Source organism: Thalassospira sp. CH_XMU1420-2 (genome assembly GCF_037029325.1).
GTDB lineage: Bacteria > Pseudomonadota > Alphaproteobacteria > Rhodospirillales > Thalassospiraceae > Thalassospira > Thalassospira povalilytica.
This window is the reverse complement of sequence record NZ_JAYMEG010000002.1, coordinates 499,215-524,019: the sequence shown is the minus strand read 5'-3', so window position 1 is coordinate 524,019 and position 24,805 is coordinate 499,215. Positions and strand designations below refer to the sequence as shown.

Below are 24,805 nucleotides of genomic sequence, written 5' to 3'. Positions count from 1 at the left end.
TTCTGTTTTCATCCCTGTTTCTGCTATAGTCCGGAAAACAGCAAATAATTGGCGGTGATACCGCCAGACAAAGCACACGGGATAGAATGCAAATGCGGAACATAAGGTCGGGCGCAATCAGCTTGGCAATGATTTTGGGAATTTACCATGCGGCTTTGGCGGATGAGCCGGGTAATCCGTCCGGTCCCGATGAAAATGGCGTTTGGGAACTGAATGCCAATGGCAATGCCGACCCGGTTTCAAGCGCGCAGCTTTATAGCGAAATGCGCATTCAGGGTGGCCAATATGCGCGTAATTACCGGCATCAGATGCTGACCGGGGATTTTACCTGTGACGATGTGGTCGACCGGGTTGCGGGCTGGGTCGATCTTGACAGTCCGGACGGTCCGAAATTTGCCATGCTGTTTGTCACCAACCATGGCGGCAAGGCACAAAGCGAAATTCGCTACCTGCCGTTCGAGCAGTCCGAACAATATGCACTTTGCATCCATGATGAAACCGCCCCGCCGGTCATGAGCTGGCAGGAAAACAGCCAGGAATTCATGGAAGAAGTCATCGGATCAAAGGATATGTGCAATTTCGCGATCCGGGTGGATGACTTCATGTGTGATGCGCCGCAATTCTTCTATTCCGAAAAACCGGCGGAGAATGGCGATCACTGGTTCTTTTTCCGAAATTGATCGTGAGTTCTTGAAAAGAAAAGGCGGGTTAGAAGCCCGCCTTTGTCAACTAATCCCGCCAAATTTTCTTGCCTGATCCGGGAAGGCCATAGCGTTCCCATTTCTGATCCACCCGGTCGATGATGTCATCGTCCATATAGATTTTTTCGCCCCATTCGCGGTCGGTTTCGCCCGGGAATTTGTTGGTGGCATCAAGGCCAAGCTTGCCGCCAAGGCCCGAAACCGGGGATGCGAAATCAAGATAATCAATCGGGGTGTCGGTAACCGTGGTGATATCGCGCACCGGGTCCATCCGGGTCGAGATCGCCCACATAACATCCTTCCAGTCGCGCACATCAATGTCGTCATCCACAACAATGACGAATTTGGTGTACATGAACTGACGCAGGAATGACCACACACCCATCATCACGCGCTTGGCGTGACCGGCATAGGCCTTTTTCATCGATACAACCGCGATGCGGTAACTGCATCCTTCTGGCGGCAGCCAGAAATCGACGATTTCGGGGAATTGCTGTTGCAGGAGTGGCACGAACACGTCGTTGAGTGCCTCGCCCAGAACCGACGGCTCGTCTGGCGGACGCCCGGTGAAGGTCGACAGATAAATCGGGTTTTTGCGCATGGTGATCGCGGTTACGGTAAAGACCGGGAAATCCTCGACCGAGTTATAATAGCCGGTGTGATCGCCATAGGGGCCTTCGGGGGCGTATTCGTCCAGGGATACATAACCTTCGAGCACGATCTCGGCCGTTGCCGGCACCTTGAGCGGCACGGTCTTGCAATCAACCAGTTCAACCTTTTCACCGCGCAGAAGCCCGGCGAACTGGTATTCCGAAAGGGTATCGGGCACCGGGGTAACCGCGGCAAGGATCGTACCGGGATCGGCGCCCAGCACGATGGCGGCCGGAAGCGGATCACGCTTTTCCTGTTTCCAGCGTGCATGATGTTGTGCGCCACCACGATGTTTGAGCCAGCGCATGATGGTCTTGTTCTTGCCAAGCACCTGCATGCGATAAATGCCAAGGTTAAACACATCGCGCTTGTCGCCGCCTTTTTCACCGGCCGTCGGGCCCTGGGTCACGACCAGCGGCCAGGTGATCAGCGGGGCGGGTTCGCCGGGCCAGCAGGATTGAACCGGGATTTTTGACAGATCAATGTCATCGCCCTGAAGAACTACTTCCTGACAAGGGGCCTTGGAAACCGTTTTGGGTTTCATCGCCATGACGGTCTTGGCCAGTGGCAGCATCGAAAATGCTTCGCGGATGCTTGCCGGTGGTTCGGGCTGTTTGAGGAAGGCCAGCGTTTCGCCGACTTCACGCAGTTCTTCGGGTTTGCGGTTCATGCCCGCGGCAACCCGGTCCACCGTGCCAAACAGGTTCACCAGAACCGGCATGTCATATTTTTTGCCGTCATCGCCAACGACGTTTTCAAACAGAACCGCCGGGCCGCCTTCGGCCAGAAGTCGGGTCTGGATTTCCGTCATTTCAAGATTGGGGGATACCGGTTCAGTGACACGAACAAGACGGCCGGACTTTTCCAGCGCATCCATGAAGTCACGAAGGGATTGATAGGGCATGGCACCTGTCATCTGCAAAGCTTTGAAACCTGATTGTCTTCATACGCGTGCACGCGGGCTTGGACAACCTTGCTGTTATCAAATACGCCATTTGTAACCGGACCGATCGCTTCCTACATGAAACCGGGATGCTGCGTTGCATAATTTTGCGGTTTTGGTTGACGCATCATTTGGTTATACATTGGCTTAGAATTGAGTCGCGTGGCCCACAACACGCGACATGGCAACTCACCAAAAGCATGAAGGACGCACAGATGGCCAAATACTGGGTTATCGGGGGCACCTATCAGGATACCGGTTTCGACAAGCCGATTGGCGAAGAAACCAAAGTCGGTCCGTTTGGCAGCTTCGAAGACGCGGAACAGGAATGGTCGAAAATGGCCTGGCAGTCGGTCGATGACGCGAATTCGCGCTATCGCATCGAACGCCTTGAAGAATACTGGGTCGTTGGCGGTGAATATGAAAGCACCGACTTCGAAAAGCCGGTTGGCGGTTCCGAAGAACGCCATGGTCCGTTCGCCACATTCAGCGACGCTGAAAAAGCATGGTCGAAACTGGCCTGGCAGCATGTTGATGACTGCAACTTCCGTTACCGTGTCGTTGAAGGCTAAGCCGGATCGACCAGACAATGTTTTCGATATCCGATGTGCGGGCAATCAGTGACCCCGTACTCCGTGAACAGATCGAACATCATGCACGCGCGCAGGACCTCCTGCGCGCGTTTTTGTATCCCTATGCCGCCCCGGACCGGGATTTCCTGTTTCGTGGTGGATCGGTAACGCCGCTTGATGCATCGGAAGTCGGCGACGCCATCGCCGGGCGGGTCCCGGTCCTGGCCGTCGGGTCAAACCGTGCGCCGGTTCAGTTGACGCGCAAATTCACCCATCAAAACCTGCCCGATGATGTTCCGGTGACACTGGGATGGATGGGCCATCATGATATTGTCTATTCGGCACATGTCACCGGGTATGGTGCCTTTCCGGCAACCCTTGCCCCGTCACCGGGGACACGGGTCCGGGTTGCGGTGACCTGGCTTACGGCGGCGCAGCTTGGACATATGCATGTAACCGAAAGCGTTCCGACACATTACCGTTATCAGCAATTGCATGGCCGTGATCTTGACCTTGATTGCGGTACTATGACCGACCATGTCGGTCTTTATCAGTCGGTTGCCGGGTTTGAATTCGCATCTGGCCATATCTTTGCCCTGAACGCGGTTGAGGCAACCGGACGCAGATACCCGTCCCTGGAACAGTGGCAGATGGTCGCACATGTCGCGCGCCTTGCAGGGCAGGTTTTTCGACCTGATCTGGTGATCCGGCTTATTGACGATCCGGCCTTCAGAAAGTCGTTTGGCGATCTGGATCACACAAAATAGCGCCGACCCTGTAATTGCCATTGGTGTGACCCTATATATATTCCAGAAATGTGTTTTGACACTTGAAATTGTGTCAGGATTTTCGGTAAGTAATTGAAAATTAAATGTTTCTGTAAAATCCGGTAAGCCGTCCAAAGAACGGTGTATTCAACCGGTTGATTTCGGAATGAACGGTTGAATTGTAATTTCAAAGGTACCAATTGTGCAGCAAGGGTACCGAAATTTGGGTGAATCAATCTGGGAGAATGCCGACGACGCGGTTTGCGTGCGTTATGTGTTCGCGTGCGTGTTTCACGCTTCGTGATTAAGGGAGAACTAAATGTTTGGCTCTGGTTCTGATGACCGTCATATCGTTCAGGCTATAAAGCAGTCACAAGGTACGATCGAATTTACGCTCGATGGTAAAATCCTTGATGCAAACAAGAATTTTCTGGATCTGGTCGGATATGATCTGTCAGAGGTGCGTGGCAATCACCACAGCATGTTTGTTGATCCGGAGTTCGCCAGAAGTGCGGAATACAAGAATTTCTGGGACCGCCTGAAGGGCGGGGAATCCTTCACCGCCGAATTTCAGAGGTTCGGCAAGGGTGGCAAGGAAATCTGGATCCAGGCGACCTATAATTCGGTCAAAGGCAGCAATGGCAAACCCTATAAGGTGTTCAAGGTTGCAAGTGATGTCACTGCGCAGAAATTGCAGGCCGCCGACTATGCCGGGCAGATTGATGCCATCAGCAAGTCGCAAGCCGTGATCGAATTTGATCTTAAGGGCAATATCCTTAATGCCAACGAGAATTTCCTTGTGACGATGGGTTACAAGCTGTCGGAAATCAAAGGAAAGCATCACCAGATCTTTGTTGATCCGGCCTATGCCAAAAGCGACGAATACAAGGATTTCTGGAAACAGCTTGCCGCGGGCAAGCATCTGATGGCTGAATATCAGCGGTTTGGCAAAGGCGGCAAGGAAGTCTGGATTCAGGCCAGCTATAACCCGATCTTTGACATGGCCGGGCGGCCGTTCAAGGTGGTGAAATACGCTACCGACATTACCGAACAAAAGCTTCAGGCGGCCAACTTTGCCGGACAGATCGAAGCAATCCACAAATCACAAGCCGTCATTTCGTTTGAAATGGATGGCACCATCCGCAATGCCAATGCCAATTTCCTAAATGCGATGGGATATAGCTATGACGAGGTGATCGGCAAGCATCACAGCATTTTCATGGATCCGGCCGAAGCCCAAAGCACCGAATACAAGGAATTCTGGGATGCCTTGCGGCGCGGGGAGCACAAGGTTGCCGAATTCCGGCGCTTTGGCAAAGGCGGCAAGGAAGTCTGGATTCAGGCCAGCTATAACCCGGTGATGGACATGAACGGGCGTCCGATCAAGGTAGTGAAATATGCGACCGACATCACCAAGCAGATCTATGCCCGCCGCAAGGCCAAGGATTTGGCCGAAGGATCAAGCACCAGTGCCGAAGCCGTGGCCAGCGCATCCGAGGAAATGCTGGCAGCCATTCAGGAAATCAGCGAAAGCATGCACCGGTCACAAATCGCGATGAACGATATCGTGTCCAAGACCGAAGAAGCCAACGAAGTACGTGCCGATCTGGAAACCACGTCGGAATCGATGGCGGGCGTGGTTCAGATCATCCGTGATCTGGCTGAACAGGTGAACCTGCTTGCGCTTAACGCGACGATCGAAGCCGCGCGCGCCGGTGAAGCAGGCAAGGGCTTTGCCGTGGTCGCAGGCGAGGTCAAAAACCTTGCCAACCAGACAGCCAAGGCAACCGATGAAATCGAAACCCAGATCGAAGCGATGATGAATATTACCAAGCGGGTTGTTGCGTCGACCGCCGGGATTTCGACATCGGCGGAATCGGTCAGCAGCTATGTCGATTCCATCGCATCAGCCGTCGAGGAACAAACCAGCGTCACCCAGGATATTTCAAAGAATATCCAGTTTGTCTTTAACGGGATTTCCGAACTGAATGATTGTGTGAAAAGCATCGCAAGCTGACGCATAACAAACATCCCTGATCACGCAAAAGCCCGACGGTCCCAAAGACGGTCGGGCTTTTTTCAGGCGACATGCAATGGGTCCCAGAGCCGTTTCCGTTCAGAATGCCCTGGGCCGCAGGGTCTGCATGGTTCGGTTGGGGAATGTTTTGCGGCGTTACACCGCTTGAACGGTGCCCGGCATTGCCCTTGCGCGTTGTGCCTGCCAAACAACTCGCCAAACACGACCAAAACGCTTCAATCTAACGAAACAGAAATTGCCCTAGCCGCGATCGGGCAACAGTTGCCAGATGCGGGTGAATTTGGTGTCGGCATCTTCGACCGCGACATCGACGGGCACATCATATGTTTCGAGCTCGTCAATATTGTGGGTCGGCGCATAGGTTCGGCCCGGATCGGCCAGAATGACCCGGGTGCCAAGACGGGCTTCGGCCATCAGCCATTGCAGAACCGCATTTGCCATATCCTGCTGATAGCAGACATCGCCGGCAAAAATCACATCCCAGCGTTTCTGCGGGGCGCTGGTGCCGACAAAATTGTCCGTCGTGGTGGCAAATTCGACACCATTGCGTTTGGCATTGAGGCGCGTGGCGGTGATGGCGACCGGATCGATGTCATTTGCCGTAATGTCGGCCGCATCCGCCATCACACAGGCGATCGCCTGCATGCCGCCGCCACAAGCAAAATCAAGCACCCGCTTGCCGCGCACCAGTTCGGGATGGTCCAGAATATAGCGCGTGATTGCCTGCCCGCCGGGCCAGGCAAAGGCCCAATAGGGGGGCGGGATATCAAGGATGCCCAGAATATCCTCGGTCGCCTGCCAAAGTGGCGGATATGGGTCGCCAGATACATTTCGATTTCCGGCGCCAGCGGCACGCGCGCGGGCACGGTGAAAGTTTCGATCAGATCGGCAAATTGCGGATCATCGACATTTGGCACCAGGGCATCGGCAAAGACGTTATCGGTCATGCTGGGCTGCTTTGACTATGAACATTTGCGCCGGAGTAACGGCTTTGCCGATCTTGGGCAAGCAGTTCTTCATGATGCGGTTTCGGTTTCAGCCATCCCGAGATACAGGATCACATCACGCGGTTTGGCTTTGGGAATTTCGGTTCCCAGAAACAGCTGGTTGCCGCGCACCATGGCAAGAACGGTCGGCGCTTCGTCATGCCGGGCAATAAAATCATCCCAGCCAAAGCTGTCGGTGAACCGTGTCTGACGGACGGAAACGCCGCTGCGATAATCATAGCGGATGTCATCGGTGGTCAGCGGTTTGGCACATAGCGGCAATCCGCCAAGCGTCTGGCTGGCGCTATGGCGACTGCGATCATCCGACCCGCGATGAATGCCGGTCTGGAAGACGGAGCGTCGCCCGAATTCCGGTGCGAAGTCGGTGCAAACCAGCGTGTTATAGGCATCATTGTCGGTGGCCGCGATCAGTTTGCCCAATGCGCTGGTATCAAGGTGATGTTCAAACACCTCTGACAGGACTTCACCGTAAAATGTCGTCAGGCCCGCTTCTCGTGCCGGGCGCAAGGCGTGCCAGCGTGAATCGGTCACCACCACCGGAATATCAAGTTCATCAAGGCGGGTGGCCAGATCAATTGTCCATTGATGCGCACCGACAATCAGAACGCCGGGCGGACCATTGACCGCAAGATCAAGATAACGGGCCATCGGCCGGATCGAAAATCCGTGCAGAACCACGGTTGAAAACACCATGGCAAAGGCAAGCGGGATCAGAAGCGCCCCATCGGCATACCCAAGATGGACAAGCTCGGCGCCAAAAAGACCGGAAACGGCAACCGCGACAATCCCGCGCGGTGCGATCCAGCCGACCAGCAACCGTTCACGCCATTCAATCTTGGAAAAACTGAGCGCGCCAATGATCGAAACCGGGCGCACAATCAACAACATTGCCGCCACAAACAGGCCATGGCCCAGGGTCAGTTCTTCGACCATCGACCATTTCAGGGTGGCGGTCAGAATGATAAAGACGCTTGAAACAAGAATGACCGTCAGGGTTTCCTTGAACCGGCGGATTTCATCAATCGCCATCAGATGGGCGTTGCCGATGACAAGACCAAGAACAGTCACGGCCAAAAGACCGGTTTCTTCCTGAACGATATTGGCCCCGGCAAAACAGGTCAGCAACACGCCCAGAACCAGCGGCGCCTTGAGAAATTCCGGTATCCAGCCACGGCGAAACACCTGGGCTGTGCAAATGCCGGCAATCAGGCCGATGGCAATGGCGACAAGGATGTTAAAGGCCAGATGGCCGATCACACCACTTAGTCCGTTGCCATGTTCGGTGGCGACAATGATTTCATAGACCAAAACGGCAAACAGCGCCCCGATCGGGTCATTGACGATGCCTTCCCATTTCAGAAGTGTGCTGGGATGTTTTGCCAGACGGGCATGACGCAACAGCGGGGCAATTACGGTCGGCCCGGTCACAATCATGATGCCGCCAAACAGGGCCGCAACCGGCCAGCTCAGCCCGGCCAGATAATGGGCGGCAAAAGCACCAAGCAACCATGCCAGAAGCGGGGCAATCGTCGTCAGGCGCAATATGCCGCTGACACTGTGGCGCAATTCACGGAAATCAAGCGCCAGACCGCCTTCAAACAGGATCACGGCAACGGCAACCGCAACAAGGGGCTGCAATAGCGGACCAAAATCGGCAACCGGATCAAGAAGCCCGGTCCCCGGTCCAAGAATAAGCCCAAGTGCAGACAGCAACACAATGGCCGGCACACCTGCGCGCCAGGCAAACCACTGTGCGCCAACGCCAGCCAGGATCAAGCCTGCAATCATCAAGGCAATCGGTGCGGCCATCTATGCGCCTCTGTTGTTGGTATCAGTTAATCGAAAAAGGTTTCAGACAGATGGTGTCTGGTTTCCAAAAACCTATAGGGCGCGTTCAATTCAATTGGCTGAAATTGCACAAAAACTTTCGATCCGGTCGCGCCCGATCATCCCGCAGGCAAACGCCCACAGTTTTCATAGCATCTTTTGACGGTGTGCAATCCTTACAAACCTGTGACGCTAGCAGGCAGCAGCAATCAGATGCGAAAGAACGATGGCCACAAGAACCAGAAGTCCATAGTCGCGATTTGATTTGAAACGCCGCAGGCAATTGGCCGCATCATCGAGTTTGACGGTGGCAACCTGCCAGCCAAGATGAATGCCAGCCAGACCCAGCAAGATGAAATAGGACCAGTGCAGATCGGCCAGCATTCCGGAAATGCCCAGCAACAGCGTGGTCAGGGTATAGAAACCCTTGGCCCATTTCGGGGTGTCATCCCCCAGACGCAGGGCAAGGGATTTGAGCCCGATCTTGGCATCATCATCCTTGTCCTGATGGGCATAGATGGTGTCATAGCCAAGCGTCCAGAAAAAGCCCGCCGCATACATGGCAATCGCAGCCGGTTCGACCGTGCCGGTAACCGCCGCCCAGCCCACCAGCGCACCCCAGTTAAACGCAAGTCCCAGAACCGATTGCGGCCAGTAGGTGTATCGTTTCATGAACGGATAAACGATGATGATCGGGATCGAACACAGCCCGACAATGATCGCCTCAATCCGGAATTGCACCAGAATGGCCAGGCCCAGCAACATCATGAACCCAAGAAACAGCAAAGCCTGCCAGACCTTGACCTGACCGCTGGGAAGCGGACGGGTGATGGTACGTTCGACCTTGCCGTCAAAATTGCGATCGGCCAGATCATTGATGACACAGCCCGCACCACGCATAATCACCGCACCAAGCCCGAACAGGGCCATCATGATCACGATCTGTTTGGCATCGACGCCCGGTGTGATGCCGCCTGCCATGGCGGTTGACCACCAGCACGGCAACAACAGAAGCCAGGTGCCGATCGGACGATCCAGACGCAGCAGCTTGAGATACGGCCGTATGGGTACAGGCATATAGCGGTCAATCCAACCATCTGCCGGCATGTCGTTTTTGGTATTCTGTATTGGTTGGTTGACCTGTGTCATAATTGGCCTATCTAACGATTTAATCTTATAAAATCCCGGCGCGACCATTGCCCGGGCATCTTTGGGGACATCCATGACCGCAGACGCCACCCGCGCCCGTCAACGCCTTTTCGTTCACGATCCTATCACGGCCGGTTGCGAGATCGAACTTGCTCCTGAACAGTCTCATTACCTTGAACATGTGATGCGTCTCAAGCCCGGAACGCCTGTTAAGATTTTTAATGGTCTGGACGGCGAGTGGCTAGGCACGATCAGCGAACTTCGCAAAAAGAAGGGGCGCATCACCGCAGAGACCCGATTGCGTGAACAGGGGACCGAAACCGGACCGACTCTTGTCTTTGCACCGATCAAAAAGCAGCGGCTTGATTTCCTGATTGAAAAATCGGTTGAACTGGGTGTCGGAAAACTTCAACCCATCATCACCCAGCATGGCATCACCGACAAGGTGCGCCTTGACCGGTTGCAGGCACAGGTGATCGAGGCCGCCGAACAATGCGAACGCCTGACTGTGCCCGAAATTGCCGCCCCGGTGCGGTTGCTTGACTGGGTCGCAAACGGTGCTGAAAATCACCATGTTCTGTTCTGTGACGAAACAGGAACCGGGTCACCAATTGGTGAAGTGTTAAGTCAGCTATTGGCAAAGGGCGCTGGCTCGGTTATCGACAATACCAATGTTGTTAACCATGCACTCGTGATTGGACCTGAAGGCGGCTTTAGCGCCGACGAACTTGAACGTATCCGCAAACAGCCTTTTGCAACGCCTGTCAGTCTCGGCCCGCGTATCCTGCGTGCCGAAACAGCGGCAATTGCTGCATTGGCGGTATTTCAGGATCGCATCGGCGATTGGTCGCACCGGCCAGTTACGAGAGATTAGGGGAAGCCCTTATGACTGTCAGCGCCTCCACTGGCGACAGCCCGGTTATTGAAAGCCGGCGCCAGCTTGTCGAATGGTTTGAGTCCGGTTGTAAACCGAAAAGTGACTGGGCCATCGGCACCGAACACGAAAAATTCGCCTTCACCCGCGATGATCTTCGCCCGATCCCCTATGAGGGGGAACGCGGTGTCAAAACCCTGCTTAATGCCCTTGCCGAACGCTATGACTGGGAACCGATCATCGAGAACGGCAATGTCATCGCCCTGACCAAGGACAAATGTTCTGTGTCGCTTGAACCGGGCGGTCAGATCGAATTGTCGGGTGCCCCGCTTAAGAATATTCACCAGACCTGTGGTGAAGTGCATACCCACCTTCATGAATTGCGTGAAATTTGCGGTGATCTTGGCATCGACATGCTTGGTGTCGGTCATCAGCCGAAATGGTCGCGCGAAGATACCCCCTGGATGCCCAAAGGGCGTTACGGGATCATGCGCGACTATATGCCAAAGGTCGGCAAGCTTGGCCTTGATATGATGCTTCGGACCTCGACCATTCAGGTCAATCTGGATTTCAGTTCGGAAGCCGACATGGTCAAGAAGTTCAGAACGTCATTGGCACTTCAGCCGGTTGCGACCGCGCTGTTTGCGGCATCCCCGTTCGTCGATGGCAAACCAAGCGGTTTCCTGTCGTCGCGATCCAATGTCTGGACCGATACCGATCCGGATCGCTGCGGCATGTTGCCATTCGTGTTCGAAGACGGTTTCGGCTTTGAACGTTATGTCGACTATATGCTTGATGTGCCGATGTATTTTGTCTATCGCGACGGCAAATACATCAATGCGGCGGGCAAGTCGTTCCGTGACTTCATGAATGGCAAACTTGATGTTGTTCCGGGCGAACGTCCGACCATGAATGACTGGTCCGATCACATGACCACCGCTTTCCCGGAAGTGCGCCTTAAGAAGTTTCTGGAAATGCGCGGCGCCGATGGTGGTCCGTGGAAACGCATTTGTGCCTTGCCGGCCCTTTGGGTCGGGCTTCTTTATGATGATGCGGCCCTTGATGCGGCCTGGGAACTGGTCAAGGACCTGTCGGTTGAGGAACGCGAAGCCCTTCGCAATGATGTACCGCGCACGGCCCTTGCCACCAGGTTCAAGAATGGCACGGTGCAGGACCTGTCGAAGGATGTTCTGGCGGTTGCCAGACAGGGGCTTCAGGCGCGTGGCCGCATGGATGGTTACGGCGATGATGAAAGCCACTTCCTTGACAGTCTTGACGATGTCGCCCAAAGCGGCCGGACTCTGGCCGAGGAATTTCTTGATAAATACGAAACCGAATGGAACGGGTCGGTCGATCCGCTCTTTAAGGAATACGCCTATTAAGGGGATCGCGATCCCGTATCGGCAAAAAAGGGCAGTGAAATCACTGCCCTTTTTTCATGTGTCGATTGTCGATACGACGGCTTACTGTGCAGCCTGACCAAGTCGGGCTTGGGTGGCAAACCAATGATGGACAGCATCGATCTGATCAGGCTGCATCCCGAGACCAAGTTTGGTTCTGCGCCACAGGACGTCGTCTGCGTCACAGGCCCATTCATTGGCAATCAGGTAGTGCAGTTCAGCTTCATACAGGTTTGGGGCAACCTGTTGACCCAATTGCGCCACTGACGTGGCAGTACCCAGAACTGTTCTGATTGCGGTGCCATAACAGCGCGCAAGGCGTTCAAGCAGGGGTTGGGGCAACCAGCCAAACTCTGTGCGAAGATCACCCAGGAAGCGGTCATAGTCGCCATCTGCCATATCCCCGCCGGGCAGGGTTGCCGATGCGGTCCAGTCGGGGGCCTTGTTGCCAAGGACCGGGGTCAGTTTTTGCATCGCATGTTCGGCAAGCCTGCGATATGTCGTGATCTTTCCGCCGTAAATTGACAGGATGGCTGGCGCGGTACCACCAGTGCCGGTATCAAGATCAAACACATAATCGCGGGTCACGGCAGATGCATTGGCATTCTTGTCGTCATAAAGCGGCCGGACACCGGAATAGTCCCAGACAACATCATCACGGGTCAGCGGCGTTGCCAGATAGCCATTGACCAGATCAAGCAGGTAATCGACTTCCTGCTCGCTGATCTTTACCTGTGCCGGGTCCCCGTCATAGGGCACATCGGTCGTGCCGATCAGGCTGTAATCGCGCTGATAGGGGATGGCAAAGGCAATGCGGCCATCGTCATTCTGGAAGATATAGCAATGGTCATGGTCATGGATGCGCGGCACGATGATATGGCTGCCCTTGACCAGTCGAAGACCGGCGGCCTTGTCGCCAAGACCGGCATTTTCCACCATCTGCGTTACCCATGGTCCCGCCGCATTGACAATCGCGCGCGCCTTGACGGTGCGTTGCGATCCGTCGGGCCGGGTCAGTTCGGCCATCCAGTGGTCAATCTGGCGCGACAGGCTTGTGCATCTGGTGCGCGTGCAGATTTCGGCACCGCGCGCCATGGCATCCTGCGCATTGAGAACCACCAGACGGGCATCATCAACCCAGCAATCCGAATAGGAAAAGGCACGGGTGAATTGCGGCTTTAACGGGCTGCCTTCCGGGGTTCCGGGCAGGGACAGGGCCTTTGAGCCCGGCAGTCGTTTGCGTTTCGCCAGATGGTCATACAGAAACAGACCGGCCCGCAGCATCCATTGCGGACGCAAACCCTTGTGATGGGGCAGAACGAATGTCAAAGGCCAGATGATATGCGGGGCAGCAGCCAGAAGAACTTCGCGTTCCTGAAGGGCTTCACGCACCAGACGGAACTCGTAATGTTCCAGATATCGCAGGCCGCCATGAATGAGTTTGGTCGAAGAAGAAGAGGTGGCCGAGGCAAGGTCGCGCTGTTCGACCAGAAGAACAGAAAGTCCGCGACCGGCGGCATCACGTGCAATACCTGCACCATTGATGCCGCCGCCTACGACCAGAAGGTCGTATGTTTTATCCACGTCAGATCACCTTTTTACGCAGGTAAGCTGAAATGGCCTCGCCAATAATCACCAGACCGATGATCGCCAGAAGAATGGTGGCAACCGTCTGCCAGGCAAAGGTGTCAATCGCCCCCTGAAGGATGATCCCGATGCCGCCCGCACCGACCAGACCCAGAACCGTACTTTCACGCAGGTTGATGTCCCAGCGCAGAATAGACACGGCAAAGAAGGTCGGCATGACTTGCGGAATGATCCCATAGATCAAAATCTTGAAGCGCGACGCGCCAACAGATTCCAGGGCTTCGATCGGTGCGCGGTCGATTTCCTCGATCGCTTCGCCCAGCAATTTGCCAAGGAAACCAAGAGACCGGAAAATGATTGCCAGAATACCGGCAAGCACACCGGGGCCGAACACCGCCACAAACAGCAATGCCCAGATGATGGTGTTAACCGAACGCGACGACACCAGAATGAACCGGCCAAGCCACAGTGTGAAGCGGTTCGGCGTGGTGTTCTGGGCGGCGATCAGGGCAATCGGCAAGGACAGGAACACTGCAAAGAATGTCGCAATCGTTGCGATATTGACGGTTTCAAGCAGCGTCCAGGCAATGTCTTTCCAGCCGTCCAGCGATGGCGGGAACATACGTGCAAACAGATCGCCCATCTGTTCGGGCGCATCCCAAAGCCACGGCCAGATGATGTTGATGGTCGAAAGTGACCAGACAACAGCCAGTGCAACCAGTGCCATTACACCATAGCGGCGCCAGCGTTCCTTGGTTGTGTAACGTGACCATTCGCGATGGGCGATTGCGTCCGGTCCGGTAGGTTGAGTGGTGGCTACCATAGGTTCCTCCTGATCCGGCCGCTGATGGCCTCGCTGACAAGGATCACACCGATGATGCAAAGGGTGATGGCCAGCGCAAAGTCATAGTCATATCGGCCAAACGCATTCAAAAGCGTCGATCCGATGCCGCCCGCACCGACAATGCCGACAATCGCCGACGCACGCAGGTTGCTATCAAGCTGATAGATCGAAAGACCGATCTGACGGGGCATGATTTGCGGAATGACGGCATAAAGCAGGGTGACAAAGGTCGCCCCGCCCGCAGCACGGATGGCTTCGACCTGTCCCCAGTCGATTTCCTCGATCCGTTCGGCCAGCATTTTGGCAACGAAACCGATGGAATAGACCGTCAGGGTCAGGATACCGGCAAGCGGGCCGAAACCGACTGCTTTGACAAACAGGATGGCGACAATGACCGGGTGGAAGGAACGGGCAACAATGATCACGCCACGGCCGATGGTATAAAGCCATTTCGGTGCGATGTTCGATGCCGATGCAAAGGCAATCGGAACGCTTAATGCCAGACCCAGAAGGGTCGAAACAATGGCGATCTTGATGCTTTCCATAAAGCCGTCAAACAGCAGCTCGCCACGGATGAAGCTTGGCGGGAAGGCACCCTTGAAAATGCGAATGGCGCGCGGAACACCATCCTGGATACGGTCCCAGTCAAAGGGCAGGCTGGTCATAGCCCACCAGACATAGGCCACAGTCGCGATCAGAAGACCCCAGCGCAACACAGGGTTGGCAATAAAGGGTGGCTTCTTCCATGTGCGGCCCGTTGATTGAACGGTGCTGCTCATCGTGCTGCTACCTCGCGCAGGTGGGTGTTGCTTTCCGCACCACCACGTTCTTCGGCCGGAACACCGGCATAGATTTCATCCATCGCGTCATTGTTCAGATCGGTCGGTTCGCCGTCGAAAATGATGCGGCCAAACCGCATGCCGACGATGCGCTGGGTATATTCCTTGGCTTCGTTGACGTTATGGATGTTGATCAGAACCGGCAGATGCAGCTCTGACGCCAGGGCGCGCAGCAGTTCCATGATCTGGCGCGACGTTTTCGGATCAAGCGACGCAGTCGGTTCGTCGGCCAGCAGGATTTCTGGTTCCTGCATCAGGGCGCGGACAACGCCAACACGCTGACGTTCGCCGCCGGAAAGTTCGTCGGCGCGTTTGTCGGCATAATGGGCGATCCCGACACGTTCCATCAGATGAAATGCACGGTCGATGTCTTCTTGCGGATATTTGCGGGTCACGGCACGCCAGGCCGGAAGATAGCCAAGGCGCCCGGATTGAACATTTTCCATGACCGTCAGGCGGTCAATAAGGTTAAAGCCCTGGAACACCATGCCGATACGGCGGCGCGCCAGACGCAGCGCCTTGCCTTCAAGCTTGGTCAGTTCGGTGCCATTGAGTTCGATGGAGCCAGATGACGGCTCAACAAGGCGGTTGATACAGCGCAGAAGGGTACTTTTACCCGCCCCGGATGCGCCAATGATCGAAACCACGCTTTCGCCAGGTACTTCAAGGTTCAGGTTCTTCAACACTGCCTTTTCGTCGCCATAGCGTTTTACAAGTTCTTTGATACGCAGCATTGCGTTACCCCGGTTTGAATGGGAGACGACACAGGGCCACGGCAAGCCGGGCCCTGTGATGTTTTCGTCAATTGATTGAGGTGAATTACTTCAGGTTGTCCGGGGTGTATTTGACACCGTTGGCAGCCTGGATTTCACGAATGACGGCCCAGTCTTCCTGATAGGTGACCGGCAGGAACTTCGACACACCCTTGAATTCTTCACCAAGGGCGGTGCCCTTCATGTCGAAGGTAAAGAAGGCTTCCTTGATCTTTTCGATCAGTTCCGGCTTCAGGTTATAGGCATAGTTGAACGAAGTGGTCGGGAACGGCTTGCTTTCGTAGATGATCTTGACTTCTTTGGGATCATAAAGGTCGCGCTGGGCCATACGTTCGACAACTTCGGAGGCAACCGGGGCTGCGTCATAGTCACCGGCAACAACACCAAGGATCGACTGATCGTGGGAGCCGGAATAGACGACTTCGTAATCCTGTTCCGGAACAATGCCCTGACCCGGAAGAAGGGCGCGCGGTGCCAGGTTGCCCGAGTTCGAGGTCGGCGAAGTGTGGGCAACACGCTTGCCTTTCAGGTCGGCCGGGGTGTTGATGCCGCTGTCAACGCGGGTGTAAAGCTGAAGCGTGTAACCGAAACGACCGTCATCGCCACCCATCAGGGCGAACGGAACCGCACCGGCAAGGTTGACGGCAAACGGGGTCGGACCGGTCGAGAAGCCGGCAACATGCAGACGGCCGGAACGCATGGCTTCGACTTCGGCCGAGTTCGACTGAACCGCAAAGAAGTGAACATCCTTGCCGGTGACTTTTTCAAGATGCTCAAGGAACGGCTCCCAGATGTCGGCATAAACGGCCGGGTCTTCGACCGGGGTATATGCAAAGACAAGGGTGTCGGGATCAACAAGCTGATCGGCGGGCGGTGCATCGGCAACCAGATCGCCATCCATGTCGCAATAAATCGGATCAAGATCGCCACGCGCGATGCAGTCGTCAGCCGCAGCTGCCGGGCTGGCGGTGAAGCCAAACATACCAACCGCAGCAAGCAGTGTGGTGAGTTTCAAAACGTCAGTTTTTTTCGGATGTGAAAACACGGCTACCGAACCTTTCTTCCCTGTGAACGCTGGATTTCAGCCATTTGTGATGTGGTTTTGTTGGTTTTATTGTTGCTTTTAACAACATTATGGGTTCGGAAAAGTTGAGAAATCAACATAAAACTGTAACAAAAGATTTCAGCAGAGGTTGCTAGAATGTCTGTATCATCATGAAAGCCGCCAATATTCAAAGGGGATATGGCTTTGCGTTTGGGAAAAAAAGAACGCCAACAACGCATTCTCCATGAACTTCAGGTTCACCCGCATGTGAGAGTTGCCACATTGGCCGAGCGATTCGACGTGGCGACCGAAACAATTCGCCGCGATCTTGATGCGCTCAGCAATGAAGGCCTGATCAAGCGCGAGTTTGGCGGGGCATCGGCCCGGCCGATGGGCCATCAACCCGATCTGGCCGAACGCCAGTTATCGGCCGTTGCCGGGTTTGAACGGATTGGCATGCTGGCCGCCGATATGGTGCGTTCAGGCGATGTTGCGATGATCGATGCCGGATCAACCGTGGCACAGATCGCCCCGTTTCTTGCAGCACGGCGCAGCCCCTTGCCACGGACCTTTTTGACCAATTGTTATGCGGTCGTGCAGGGCATGGCCGATCTTTGCGATTATGATGACGTCCTGATGTGCCCGGGTCAGTATGACCGGCGTGAAAATGCGGTTTACGGAACGGATACGGTCGAATATCTGCGCCGTTTTCATGCCAATATCGCCTTTATCGGGGCATCCGGCGTATCGCGCCAGGGATTTAGCGACGTCAACCGTCGTGCTGTCGCGGTCAAACGCGCCATGATGGAACGGTCAGACGAAACCTGGCTGATGGTGGATCACACCAAGTTCGATCAGCGCTATCTTGAAAATGTCGCACCACTCGAAGATCTGACCGGGATCATAACCGACCGTGCCCCGGCCCCTGAAGTCGCATCCCAGCTTGAACGGGCCGGCATCAGATTGCTGGCCTGGCAGGAACAGATGGAAAAGGCGGGCTAGGCCGATTGGGCAATAAATGCAAACAAATCTTATTTGCATTTGCCTTTGGGCATGTTCCGAACCATATTTCTGGGCGACGTCCCGCGTTGAAGCGCACGGGATTGTTGCACCGGGTTTCCCGCCCCGGTCAGTTTGACGTCTGACACGGAGGATATCTATCGTGACTACAACAGTGACCACCCGTACTGAACAGGACACCATGGGCGAAATCGGGGTGCCCGCAGACCGGTATTGGGGGGCGCAAACCCAGCGTTCAAAACAGAATTTCCGCATTGGTGGCGAACGGATGCCCGATGCCCTGATCAAGGCATTCGGCATTCAGAAGCTGGCAGCAGCACGTGCCAATGCCGCCCTTGGCAATCTTGACCCGGAACTGGCAAAGGCGATCGAGGCCGCGGCACTCGAAGTTGCGGATGGCAAATTGCTCGATCATTTTCCGCTGGTTGTCTGGCAGACCGGGTCGGGTACCCAGACCAACATGAACACCAACGAGGTGATCGCCAACCGTGCGTGCGAAATCCTTGGCAAACCGATGGGCATGCGCGATCCGGTTCATCCCAATGATCACGTCAATCGCGGGCAATCCTCCAATGACAGTTTCCCGGCTGCGATGCATATCGCCGCGGTGGTGGAAATTGAACGGGCGCTGAAACCGGCCCTGAAACATCTGAAACAGGCACTTGATGACAAGGTCGCGGCCTTTGCCGATATTGTCAAAATCGGCCGAACCCATATGCAGGACGCCGTCCCGCTGACATTGGGACAAGAAATTTCCGGTTATGCGGCGCAAATCGAACTGGGGCTGGAACGGGTTGAAGATGCGCTGAAACGGTTGCGCAAACTGGCCCAGGGCGGGACTGCTCTTGGCACCGGGTTGAACGCGCCCAAGGGCTTTGACGTTGAATTTGCCAAACAGGTTTCCGAGATTACCGGACTTGATTTTTCAACCGCTGAAAACAAGTTCGAAGCCCTGGCCGCACATGATGCCTGTGTTGAAATGTCGGGTGTCATGAATGTGCTGGCCGCATCCCTTATGAAGATCGGCAACGATATTCGTTTGTTGGGATCGGGGCCGCGCTGTGGTCTTGGCGAATTGATCCTGCCGGCCAACGAGCCCGGATCATCCATCATGCCGGGCAAGGTGAACCCGACCCAGGCCGAAGCATTGACCATGGTCTGCGCACAGGTGATGGGCAACCACGTCGCCGTGACAGTTGGCGGTTCGAACGGGCATCTTGATCTGAATGTGTTCAAGCCTGTGATCATTTATAACCTGCTGCAATCGGTGCGCCTGATTGCCGATGCGTCGGTCAGTTTTGCTGATAACTGTGTGGTCGGGCTTGAAGCCGATCAGGAAAAGATCGACCACTATGTCGAACAAAGCCTGATGCTGGTAACCGCGCTGGCCCCGCATATCGGATATGATAATGCGGCCGCCGTTGCCAAAAAGGCCCACAAGGATCGCAGCAGTCTTAAGGAAGCCTGCATGGCGCTTGGTTTCCTTGACGGGGAAAAGTTCGATGAACTGGTTCAGGCCCGCGACATGATCTGATCACACTGATCCGATCCATTCCGATTTTCCAAGGCCGGGCACTGTTTGTCCGGCCTTTTTGCGTGCCCGAACAAGTTATCTGCTGCCATAGGCAGCATTCAGCATCGCCGGCACAATCAGGTTGTGAAACGGCAGGACCGCCGCAAGATAGATCCGCCCAAGGGTATTGTTGCGCCGGACAAGTGTGATGCTGCGGACAAGGGTGCGACTGCGTTCCAGTGCTTCGGTCTCGAACACAATGCGGAAATTCAGATGATGGTCATCCAGACCAAGGATAACGCAGTCATCTGTTTCCGAGATCACCGGAAACACGCCGATCGTATCGACCTTGGTCATGGCCGCGGTATCAAGATCGGTCTTCAGTCCAAGCGGCCTGACAATGGCATTTCGCAGTGCCAGCAGATGATAATACCAGCGCGGCGCGGAATTGATGATGTGACGGGCGGCTTCACGGGCGCCAAGCCCGGGCTTGTCGACCGTAATAACAAATGAATCCCCCCAGTCTGCATCTTTAAGGGCGCGGTGGGGCAGTTTGACGGGGCGGGCACTTGCATTGGTGCTGGCGGGGTGGTGCATCGCGGGACTCCCGGTGGGGCGACAGGATCGCATCATCATCGCAAGATGTGATCTTGGCAATGATCAATGTCATTGCAGGTGATGATGAATTCGGGCATATCAACCAGATGATCTCAATCCGGCGCCATACCCGTCATGATCGGGGACCATCAATTACCCGCGTTTTGCAAACGTGGCTGATGGCGTTTGTGATCCTGCTTGCCGGGGTTACCCAGTCCGGTTTGATCCCGGCCTTGCTTGGCGGACAGGCAACCGGAATTGCCCGGGCCAGCGCGGCTGATGTGTTTCCGGGTGGTGATGTTCTTCTGATCTGTACGCCAAACGGCATCAAGTCGGTGACTGTGGCCGACGGGGATGTCGGACACGCGTCGGCCCCCGACGGGATACCGTCACCCGCCGGACATGCGTTTTGTTCGCTATGTGCGACCCATCACGGGGCGGTGGTGGCGGTCGAGCTGCCCGATATTGCCCCGGTTGCCGTTGTTCATGATGCCCGCTTTGCCGCGGCAAATGGCGTGGCCACCGGGCATGAATGGCCACGCATCCGTCATTCGCGCGCCCCGCCAGCCGTTATCTGATTTTCAATTCCCACTCAATTGATGAAATCGGACCCGCATGTGGCGGGCAAAAGACGGATGAATTTTCATGAAAAAGCTGTTTGCTGTTCTGGCGACCTTGGCGTCGCTGTTTGTTGTGACCAACGCCTTTGCGGCTGATATCGAAATCAAGGATGCCTGGGCAAAGGCATCTCTTGGGCAGGTGCGCAATGGTGCGGCCTTTTTGACGGTTGTGAACCATGGTGGTGCGGACCGTATCATTGGTGTACGCAGTGACCTTGCCGATAAAACCGAACTGCACACCCATATCATGGCCAACAATGTCATGAAGATGCGCCAGGTTGAAGGCGGCATTGACGTGCCGATGCATGGCGAAGTTCTTTTCAAACCGGGCAGCTATCACGTGATGATGATGGGTCTGAAAAAGCCGCTTGAACAGGGCGAGATGGTTCAGGTGACGCTGGAATTTGAAAAGGCCGGTGACATTCCGGTGATGATCCATGTGATGGATGCCATGGCCAAGGGCCCGGCAGGCTTGGATCATGGCCAAATGGATCACAACCAGATGGAACATGGTCAAAAGGACCATGGCGGCATGAACCACAACGCCAACTGATCGGGTCCGTACCCTCGGATCAGTACTACTATTTTGCGGGGGAAGGTTTGCGCCTTCTCCCGTTTTTCGTCATGATAGGAAAAACAATCGCGCCGGTCAGAGGGAGCCCGTCATGTCAGAAAACATCACCATCGACGATCTGATTACCAAACTCGGCCTGCAACCCCATCCCGAAGGCGGATATTACACAGAAACGTTTCGCGCCTTTGAAACATGCAATCCGGGGAACCGTTATCTCGGAGTACGCAGCACCGGTACCGCGATTTACTATTTGCTGACACCCGATACCTTTTCGGGGATGCATATTCTGACCAGCAACGAGATTTTCCACCATTATCTGGGCGATGCGGTTGAACAGCTTCAGCTGTTTGATGACGGCACCCACAAACAGGTTGAAATCGGCAAGGACCTTTTGGCCGGGCAAAAACCGCAAGTGGTCGTGCCCAAGAATGTCTGGCAGGGGGCGCGTCTGAAACCGGGCGGGAAATATGCCTTGTTGGGATGCACGGTTGCGCCGGGATTTGATTTTGCCGATTTCTCCATGGGCAAACGCGCCGCGCTGACTGCCAAATGGCCTGCGGCGGCGGACATGATTGCGGCATTGACGCGCGACTGATTTTCGGGCGAAATCACAGGGTCACCCAAACGGGATGTATTTACGCAATACGATCCCGCCTTACAGGATTTTGCCCCATGCAGTTCGATACCTGGCTTTTATTTGCCGGGGCTGCGATCGCCTTGGCGATGGCCCCGGGACCAAACAATCTTCTGGCGATGTTTAATGGTGCGCGTTTTGGTGTTTCGTCCGCTGCAATCGGGGGGATCGGGCGTATTGTCGCCTTCGCACTGATGATCGCCATTACAGCGACCGGACTTGGTGTCATTCTTGCGGCCAGTGAAACCGCATTCTTTGTGATCAAATGGGTCGGGGCGGTTTATCTGGTATGGCTTGGTGTCAAAAGCTGGCTTGCCAAAGTCAATGATACCGATGAAACCGATGCCCAGATGGCGCTTATGACCAATCCCGGGGCGCTCAATCTGGCGCGCACCGAATTCATCACGGCAATCGGCAATCCCAAGGCCATCCTGATCTTTACGGCCTTCTTCCCGCAATTTCTCGATCCGGCTGTGGCTTACGGGCCGCAATTTGCCGTGATGGGCACGACCTTTATTGCGATGGAAACGACTGTTTTGCTGGCCTATGGCCTGATTGGCGGCCAGGTCAAAGGTCTGATCCGGTCGGCAACCCATATGCGGATGCTCAATCGGGTGTCGGGAACGCTTCTTGTGGGGGCCGGTGTCCTTCTGGCCTTTACCGACCGGACGCGCTCAACCGCCTAGTCAAAGGTCGGACTGCCCGCAAACAGGTGCACCGCATTCAATCCATTTTCATGCAGAAATGCGCAGGGGCGCAGCTCGTTAAAGCGCGCCCCCTTGCTCCCTTGTCTACCCGGACATCCGGGTGATCGCCTGTTCTCAGGCGATTTCTTCGACCCGATGGCATGCCACCTCGCGGCCTTCGAATGTGCGCAGTTCGGGACGAACTTTTGCGCATTCCTCGGTCGCAAACGGGCAGCGTTTATGGAACGCACAGCCCGAAGGCGGATTGATCGGCGAAGGCAATTCACCGGTAAGCGGTTCTGCCTTTACACGATGTGCCGGGTCGATCTTCGGTGCCGATGCCAGAAGCGCCCGTGTATAGGGGTGCAGCGGCTTGGCAAAGATTTCTTCGGTCGGTCCTTTTTCAGCGACGCGCCCGAGATACATCACCATGACGTCATCTGCAATATGTCTGACGACAGAAAGATCATGAGAGATGAAAACATAGGCGACATTCATCTCTTCCTGAAGGTCCATCATCAGGTTGAGAACCTGTGCCTGGACCGACACATCAAGGGCCGAAACCGGTTCATCGGCAACGATGACTTTCGGTTCAAGAATAAGCGCACGGGCAATCGCGATACGCTGACGCTGCCCGCCCGAGAACATATGCGGATAACGCTGATAGAACTCGGGGCGCAGGCCAACCTTGGCCATGGTTTCGCGCACACGTTCTTCGCGTTCCTTGCGACCCAGCTGATCCATGTTCAGCAAAACCGGCTCGGCCAGGATTTGACCGACCTTTTTGCGCGGGTTCAGCGACCCGTAAGGGTTCTGGAAAATCATCTGAACCGTGCGACGGAACAGTTTGGCTTCCTTGTCCGACAGGTTGCCGACCGTGTTGCCGTTGATTTTCAGTTCGCCGGCACTTGGCTGTTCAATCAGAGTCAACTGACGGCCAAGGGTCGATTTGCCGCAACCCGATTCACCAACAACCGCAAGGGTCTTCTGGGCTTCGAGCGTGAAGGATACGCCATCAAGCGCCTTGACCGTGGCATTGGGTTTGCCAAAGCCGCGATTGACGTCGTAATGGCGGACAAGATTATCGGATTCCAGAAGCGGAACACCGGGTTTGGTTTCCAGAAAGCTCATTATACATTCTCCCCGGTGGCCATATCGGCAGTCAGGCCGGTGGGCTGGCCCTGATCGTTTAGCGGATAGAAGCAGCGGACATCGCGTCCGTTGAAGTCACGGACTTCCGGACGGGCGGTGATGCAGCTTTCATTGGCGTAGCGGCAACGCGGTGCCAGTAGACAGCCCGTCGGGCGGTCATACTGACCCGGTACCACGCCGGGGATGGTGCGCAGGCGGTCATGGCCTTCTGAACGTTCCGGCAATGCTTCGAGCAGCGCCTGCGTATAGGGATGACGCGGGGCGGCAAAGATGCTGTCGGCCGGGCCGCTTTCAAACAGCTGGCCGGCATACATGACCTGAATGCGGTTGGCAGCTTCGGACACCAGTGCCAGATCGTGGGTGATCAGGATCAGCCCCATGTCACTGTCTTCCTGAAGCTTGAGAAGAAGATCAATGATCTGGGCCTGAATGGTGACATCAAGCGCCGTGGTCGGTTCATCGGCGATCAAAAGGCGCGGCTTGCAGGCAATCGCCATGGCAATGACGATACGCTGGCTCATGCCGCCCGACAGCTGATGCGGATAGGCGGTCATGCGCGACTTCGGATCGGGAATGCCAACCTGATTAAGAAGTTCGAGTGTGCGTTCGCGACGCTGCTTCTTGGTACCGCCTTCATGGACCTTGAGGGCCTCCATGATTTGGGCTTCGACCGTGAAGCACGGGTTAAGCGCCGACATCGGATCCTGAAAGATCATGGCGATGTCTTTGCCGGTGATTTCACGACGACGCTTGGCGGGCATGCCCAGAAGATCCTGACCATCAAAGGTCAGGGCATCTGCGGTAACACGCCCGGGGAAGTCGATCAGGCCCATAACGGCCAGGGACGATACCGATTTACCGGAACCCGATTCACCGACGATGCCAAGGACTTCGCCGCGATCGACGGAATAGCTTACTGAGTCAACAGCGCGAAACGGCTTGTCTTCGGAGCCGAACTCGACTGTCAGGTTTTTTACTTCGAGAAGAGCCAT

Annotated in this window: 24 protein-coding genes; 12 read left to right on the top strand and 12 right to left on the bottom strand. The window is 55.4% G+C overall.

Going from position 1 to position 24,805, the window contains the following annotated elements:
* Positions 1-128 precede the first annotated feature (128 nt).
* Positions 129-680 (top strand): hypothetical protein, encoded by a 552-nt coding sequence (locus WA429_RS07195; protein ID WP_287466569.1) that lies wholly within the window; start codon positions 129-131, stop codon positions 678-680.
* Between the two features lie 49 nt (positions 681-729).
* Here WA429_RS07195 and WA429_RS07190 read toward each other — a convergent pair whose 3' ends face one another.
* A complete protein-coding gene (locus WA429_RS07190; RefSeq protein WP_101248187.1) occupies positions 730-2,256 on the bottom strand; it encodes a UbiD family decarboxylase in 1,527 nt (508 codons plus the stop codon).
* A gap of 254 nt (positions 2,257-2,510) precedes the next feature.
* On the opposite strand from WA429_RS07190, the gene WA429_RS07185 reads away from it, so the two are divergent.
* The 3 genes from WA429_RS07185 to WA429_RS07175 all read left to right on the top strand — a co-directional run bounded on the left by WA429_RS07185 (position 2,511) and on the right by WA429_RS07175 (position 5,651).
* The gene (locus WA429_RS07185) at positions 2,511-2,867 is read left to right on the top strand and encodes a DUF4170 domain-containing protein (RefSeq protein WP_068517306.1); all 357 of its coding nucleotides are present in this window, start codon (positions 2,511-2,513) and stop codon (positions 2,865-2,867) included.
* Between the two features lie 17 nt (positions 2,868-2,884).
* Positions 2,885-3,634: a hypothetical protein gene (locus tag WA429_RS07180; RefSeq protein WP_287466570.1), complete on the top strand. Its 750-nt coding sequence runs from the start codon at positions 2,885-2,887 to the stop codon at positions 3,632-3,634.
* 319 nt (positions 3,635-3,953) lie between these two features.
* Positions 3,954-5,651, top strand: a complete 1,698-nt coding sequence (locus tag WA429_RS07175) for a methyl-accepting chemotaxis protein (RefSeq protein ID WP_068517255.1) — start codon at positions 3,954-3,956, stop codon at positions 5,649-5,651.
* Between the two features lie 261 nt (positions 5,652-5,912).
* On the opposite strand, the gene WA429_RS07170 is transcribed toward WA429_RS07175, so the two are convergent.
* From WA429_RS07170 to ubiA, 3 genes are all read right to left on the bottom strand, one after another.
* Positions 5,913-6,344: a class I SAM-dependent methyltransferase gene (locus WA429_RS07170; RefSeq protein WP_336107220.1), complete on the bottom strand. Its 432-nt coding sequence runs from the start codon at positions 6,342-6,344 to the stop codon at positions 5,913-5,915.
* Positions 6,345-6,688: 344 nt separating this feature from the next.
* On the bottom strand, positions 6,689-8,488 hold the full coding sequence (locus WA429_RS07165) for a cation:proton antiporter (RefSeq protein WP_287466571.1): 1,800 nt from the start codon (positions 8,486-8,488) through the stop codon (positions 6,689-6,691).
* Positions 8,489-8,698: 210 nt separating this feature from the next.
* On the bottom strand, positions 8,699-9,655 hold the full coding sequence (gene ubiA, locus WA429_RS07160) for a 4-hydroxybenzoate octaprenyltransferase (protein WP_287466572.1): 957 nt from the start codon (positions 9,653-9,655) through the stop codon (positions 8,699-8,701).
* A gap of 73 nt (positions 9,656-9,728) precedes the next feature.
* On the opposite strand from ubiA, the gene WA429_RS07155 reads away from it, so the two are divergent.
* Together WA429_RS07155 and WA429_RS07150 are read left to right on the top strand one after the other, a co-directional pair.
* Positions 9,729-10,529, top strand: a complete 801-nt coding sequence (locus tag WA429_RS07155; protein WP_068517252.1) for a 16S rRNA (uracil(1498)-N(3))-methyltransferase — start codon at positions 9,729-9,731, stop codon at positions 10,527-10,529.
* A gap of 11 nt (positions 10,530-10,540) precedes the next feature.
* Positions 10,541-11,911 (top strand): glutamate--cysteine ligase, encoded by a 1,371-nt coding sequence (locus tag WA429_RS07150; protein WP_101248141.1) that lies wholly within the window; start codon positions 10,541-10,543, stop codon positions 11,909-11,911.
* Between the two features lie 81 nt (positions 11,912-11,992).
* On the opposite strand, the gene glpD is transcribed toward WA429_RS07150, so the two are convergent.
* From glpD to phnD, 5 genes are all read right to left on the bottom strand, one after another.
* On the bottom strand, positions 11,993-13,513 hold the full coding sequence (gene glpD, locus WA429_RS07145) for a glycerol-3-phosphate dehydrogenase (RefSeq protein WP_287466573.1): 1,521 nt from the start codon (positions 13,511-13,513) through the stop codon (positions 11,993-11,995).
* A gap of 1 nt (position 13,514) precedes the next feature.
* Positions 13,515-14,339, bottom strand: coding sequence for a phosphonate ABC transporter, permease protein PhnE (phnE, locus tag WA429_RS07140; RefSeq protein ID WP_068517249.1), 825 nt, complete (start codon positions 14,337-14,339; stop codon positions 13,515-13,517).
* Positions 14,333-15,139 carry a phosphonate ABC transporter, permease protein PhnE gene (gene phnE, locus WA429_RS07135; protein ID WP_068517248.1) on the bottom strand — a complete coding sequence of 269 codons (807 nt, stop codon included), beginning with the start codon at positions 15,137-15,139 and terminating at the stop codon, positions 14,333-14,335. Before phnE (WA429_RS07135) ends, phnE (WA429_RS07140) begins: the two co-directional genes overlap by 7 nt.
* On the bottom strand, positions 15,136-15,933 hold the full coding sequence (gene phnC, locus WA429_RS07130) for a phosphonate ABC transporter ATP-binding protein (protein WP_068517247.1): 798 nt from the start codon (positions 15,931-15,933) through the stop codon (positions 15,136-15,138). The genes phnE (WA429_RS07135) and phnC overlap by 4 nt, the downstream gene beginning before the upstream one ends.
* An 85-nt stretch (positions 15,934-16,018) precedes the next feature.
* On the bottom strand, positions 16,019-16,987 hold the full coding sequence (gene phnD / locus WA429_RS07125) for a phosphate/phosphite/phosphonate ABC transporter substrate-binding protein (RefSeq protein ID WP_287466574.1): 969 nt from the start codon (positions 16,985-16,987) through the stop codon (positions 16,019-16,021).
* Positions 16,988-17,215: 228 nt separating this feature from the next.
* On the opposite strand from phnD, the gene WA429_RS07120 reads away from it, so the two are divergent.
* A complete protein-coding gene (locus tag WA429_RS07120) occupies positions 17,216-18,019 on the top strand; it encodes a DeoR/GlpR family DNA-binding transcription regulator (RefSeq protein ID WP_287466575.1) in 804 nt (267 codons plus the stop codon).
* 160 nt (positions 18,020-18,179) lie between these two features.
* Positions 18,180-19,571 carry a class II fumarate hydratase gene (fumC, locus tag WA429_RS07115; RefSeq protein WP_287466576.1) on the top strand — a complete coding sequence of 464 codons (1,392 nt, stop codon included), beginning with the start codon at positions 18,180-18,182 and terminating at the stop codon, positions 19,569-19,571.
* A 75-nt stretch (positions 19,572-19,646) separates the two neighbouring features.
* Here the strand turns inward: fumC and WA429_RS07110 are convergent, their stop codons facing one another.
* Complete coding sequence (locus WA429_RS07110; RefSeq protein ID WP_287466577.1) at positions 19,647-20,147, bottom strand: DUF2867 domain-containing protein; 501 nt, start codon at positions 20,145-20,147, stop codon at positions 19,647-19,649.
* A 59-nt stretch (positions 20,148-20,206) separates the two neighbouring features.
* Between WA429_RS07110 and WA429_RS07105 the strand changes: the two genes are divergently transcribed.
* The 4 genes from WA429_RS07105 (at position 20,207) to WA429_RS07090 (ending at position 22,661) form a co-directional block, all read left to right on the top strand.
* Positions 20,207-20,725, top strand: coding sequence for a DUF2946 family protein (locus WA429_RS07105; RefSeq protein ID WP_336107274.1), 519 nt, complete (start codon positions 20,207-20,209; stop codon positions 20,723-20,725).
* Positions 20,726-20,792: 67 nt separating this feature from the next.
* Positions 20,793-21,320, top strand: coding sequence for a copper chaperone PCu(A)C (locus tag WA429_RS07100; RefSeq protein ID WP_287466579.1), 528 nt, complete (start codon positions 20,793-20,795; stop codon positions 21,318-21,320).
* 112 nt (positions 21,321-21,432) lie between these two features.
* The gene (locus WA429_RS07095; protein ID WP_068517240.1) at positions 21,433-21,936 is read left to right on the top strand and encodes a cupin domain-containing protein; all 504 of its coding nucleotides are present in this window, start codon (positions 21,433-21,435) and stop codon (positions 21,934-21,936) included.
* Between the two features lie 77 nt (positions 21,937-22,013).
* On the top strand, positions 22,014-22,661 hold the full coding sequence (locus tag WA429_RS07090) for a LysE family translocator (RefSeq protein ID WP_287466580.1): 648 nt from the start codon (positions 22,014-22,016) through the stop codon (positions 22,659-22,661).
* A 135-nt stretch (positions 22,662-22,796) separates the two neighbouring features.
* On the opposite strand, the gene WA429_RS07085 is transcribed toward WA429_RS07090, so the two are convergent.
* The gene (locus WA429_RS07085; RefSeq protein ID WP_101248134.1) at positions 22,797-23,792 is read right to left on the bottom strand and encodes a dipeptide ABC transporter ATP-binding protein; all 996 of its coding nucleotides are present in this window, start codon (positions 23,790-23,792) and stop codon (positions 22,797-22,799) included.
* Complete coding sequence (gene dppD, locus WA429_RS07080; RefSeq protein WP_068517237.1) at positions 23,792-24,805, bottom strand: dipeptide ABC transporter ATP-binding protein; 1,014 nt, start codon at positions 24,803-24,805, stop codon at positions 23,792-23,794. Before dppD ends, WA429_RS07085 begins: the two co-directional genes overlap by 1 nt.

Excerpts from the sequence above, each read along its gene's own strand:
- WA429_RS07195 (WP_287466569.1), top strand. The coding sequence starts at position 129 with ATGATTTTGGGAATTTACCATGCGGCTTTGGCGGATGAGCCGGGTAAT.
- WA429_RS07190 (WP_101248187.1), bottom strand. The coding sequence starts at position 2,256 with ATGCCCTATCAATCCCTTCGTGACTTCATGGATGCGCTGGAAAAGTCC.
- WA429_RS07185 (WP_068517306.1), top strand. The coding sequence starts at position 2,511 with ATGGCCAAATACTGGGTTATCGGGGGCACCTATCAGGATACCGGTTTC.
- WA429_RS07180 (WP_287466570.1), top strand. The coding sequence starts at position 2,885 with ATGTTTTCGATATCCGATGTGCGGGCAATCAGTGACCCCGTACTCCGT.
- WA429_RS07175 (WP_068517255.1), top strand. The coding sequence starts at position 3,954 with ATGTTTGGCTCTGGTTCTGATGACCGTCATATCGTTCAGGCTATAAAG.
- WA429_RS07165 (WP_287466571.1), bottom strand. The coding sequence starts at position 8,488 with ATGGCCGCACCGATTGCCTTGATGATTGCAGGCTTGATCCTGGCTGGC.
- ubiA (WP_287466572.1), bottom strand. The coding sequence starts at position 9,655 with ATGACACAGGTCAACCAACCAATACAGAATACCAAAAACGACATGCCG.
- WA429_RS07155 (WP_068517252.1), top strand. The coding sequence starts at position 9,729 with ATGACCGCAGACGCCACCCGCGCCCGTCAACGCCTTTTCGTTCACGAT.
- WA429_RS07150 (WP_101248141.1), top strand. The coding sequence starts at position 10,541 with ATGACTGTCAGCGCCTCCACTGGCGACAGCCCGGTTATTGAAAGCCGG.
- phnE (WP_068517249.1), bottom strand. The coding sequence starts at position 14,339 with ATGGTAGCCACCACTCAACCTACCGGACCGGACGCAATCGCCCATCGC.
- phnE (WP_068517248.1), bottom strand. The coding sequence starts at position 15,139 with ATGAGCAGCACCGTTCAATCAACGGGCCGCACATGGAAGAAGCCACCC.
- phnC (WP_068517247.1), bottom strand. The coding sequence starts at position 15,933 with ATGCTGCGTATCAAAGAACTTGTAAAACGCTATGGCGACGAAAAGGCA.
- WA429_RS07120 (WP_287466575.1), top strand. The coding sequence starts at position 17,216 with ATGGCTTTGCGTTTGGGAAAAAAAGAACGCCAACAACGCATTCTCCAT.
- WA429_RS07110 (WP_287466577.1), bottom strand. The coding sequence starts at position 20,147 with ATGCACCACCCCGCCAGCACCAATGCAAGTGCCCGCCCCGTCAAACTG.
- WA429_RS07105 (WP_336107274.1), top strand. The coding sequence starts at position 20,207 with ATGATCAATGTCATTGCAGGTGATGATGAATTCGGGCATATCAACCAG.
- WA429_RS07100 (WP_287466579.1), top strand. The coding sequence starts at position 20,793 with ATGAAAAAGCTGTTTGCTGTTCTGGCGACCTTGGCGTCGCTGTTTGTT.
- WA429_RS07095 (WP_068517240.1), top strand. The coding sequence starts at position 21,433 with ATGTCAGAAAACATCACCATCGACGATCTGATTACCAAACTCGGCCTG.
- WA429_RS07090 (WP_287466580.1), top strand. The coding sequence starts at position 22,014 with ATGCAGTTCGATACCTGGCTTTTATTTGCCGGGGCTGCGATCGCCTTG.
- WA429_RS07085 (WP_101248134.1), bottom strand. The coding sequence starts at position 23,792 with ATGAGCTTTCTGGAAACCAAACCCGGTGTTCCGCTTCTGGAATCCGAT.
- dppD (WP_068517237.1), bottom strand. The coding sequence starts at position 24,805 with ATGGCTCTTCTCGAAGTAAAAAACCTGACAGTCGAGTTCGGCTCCGAA.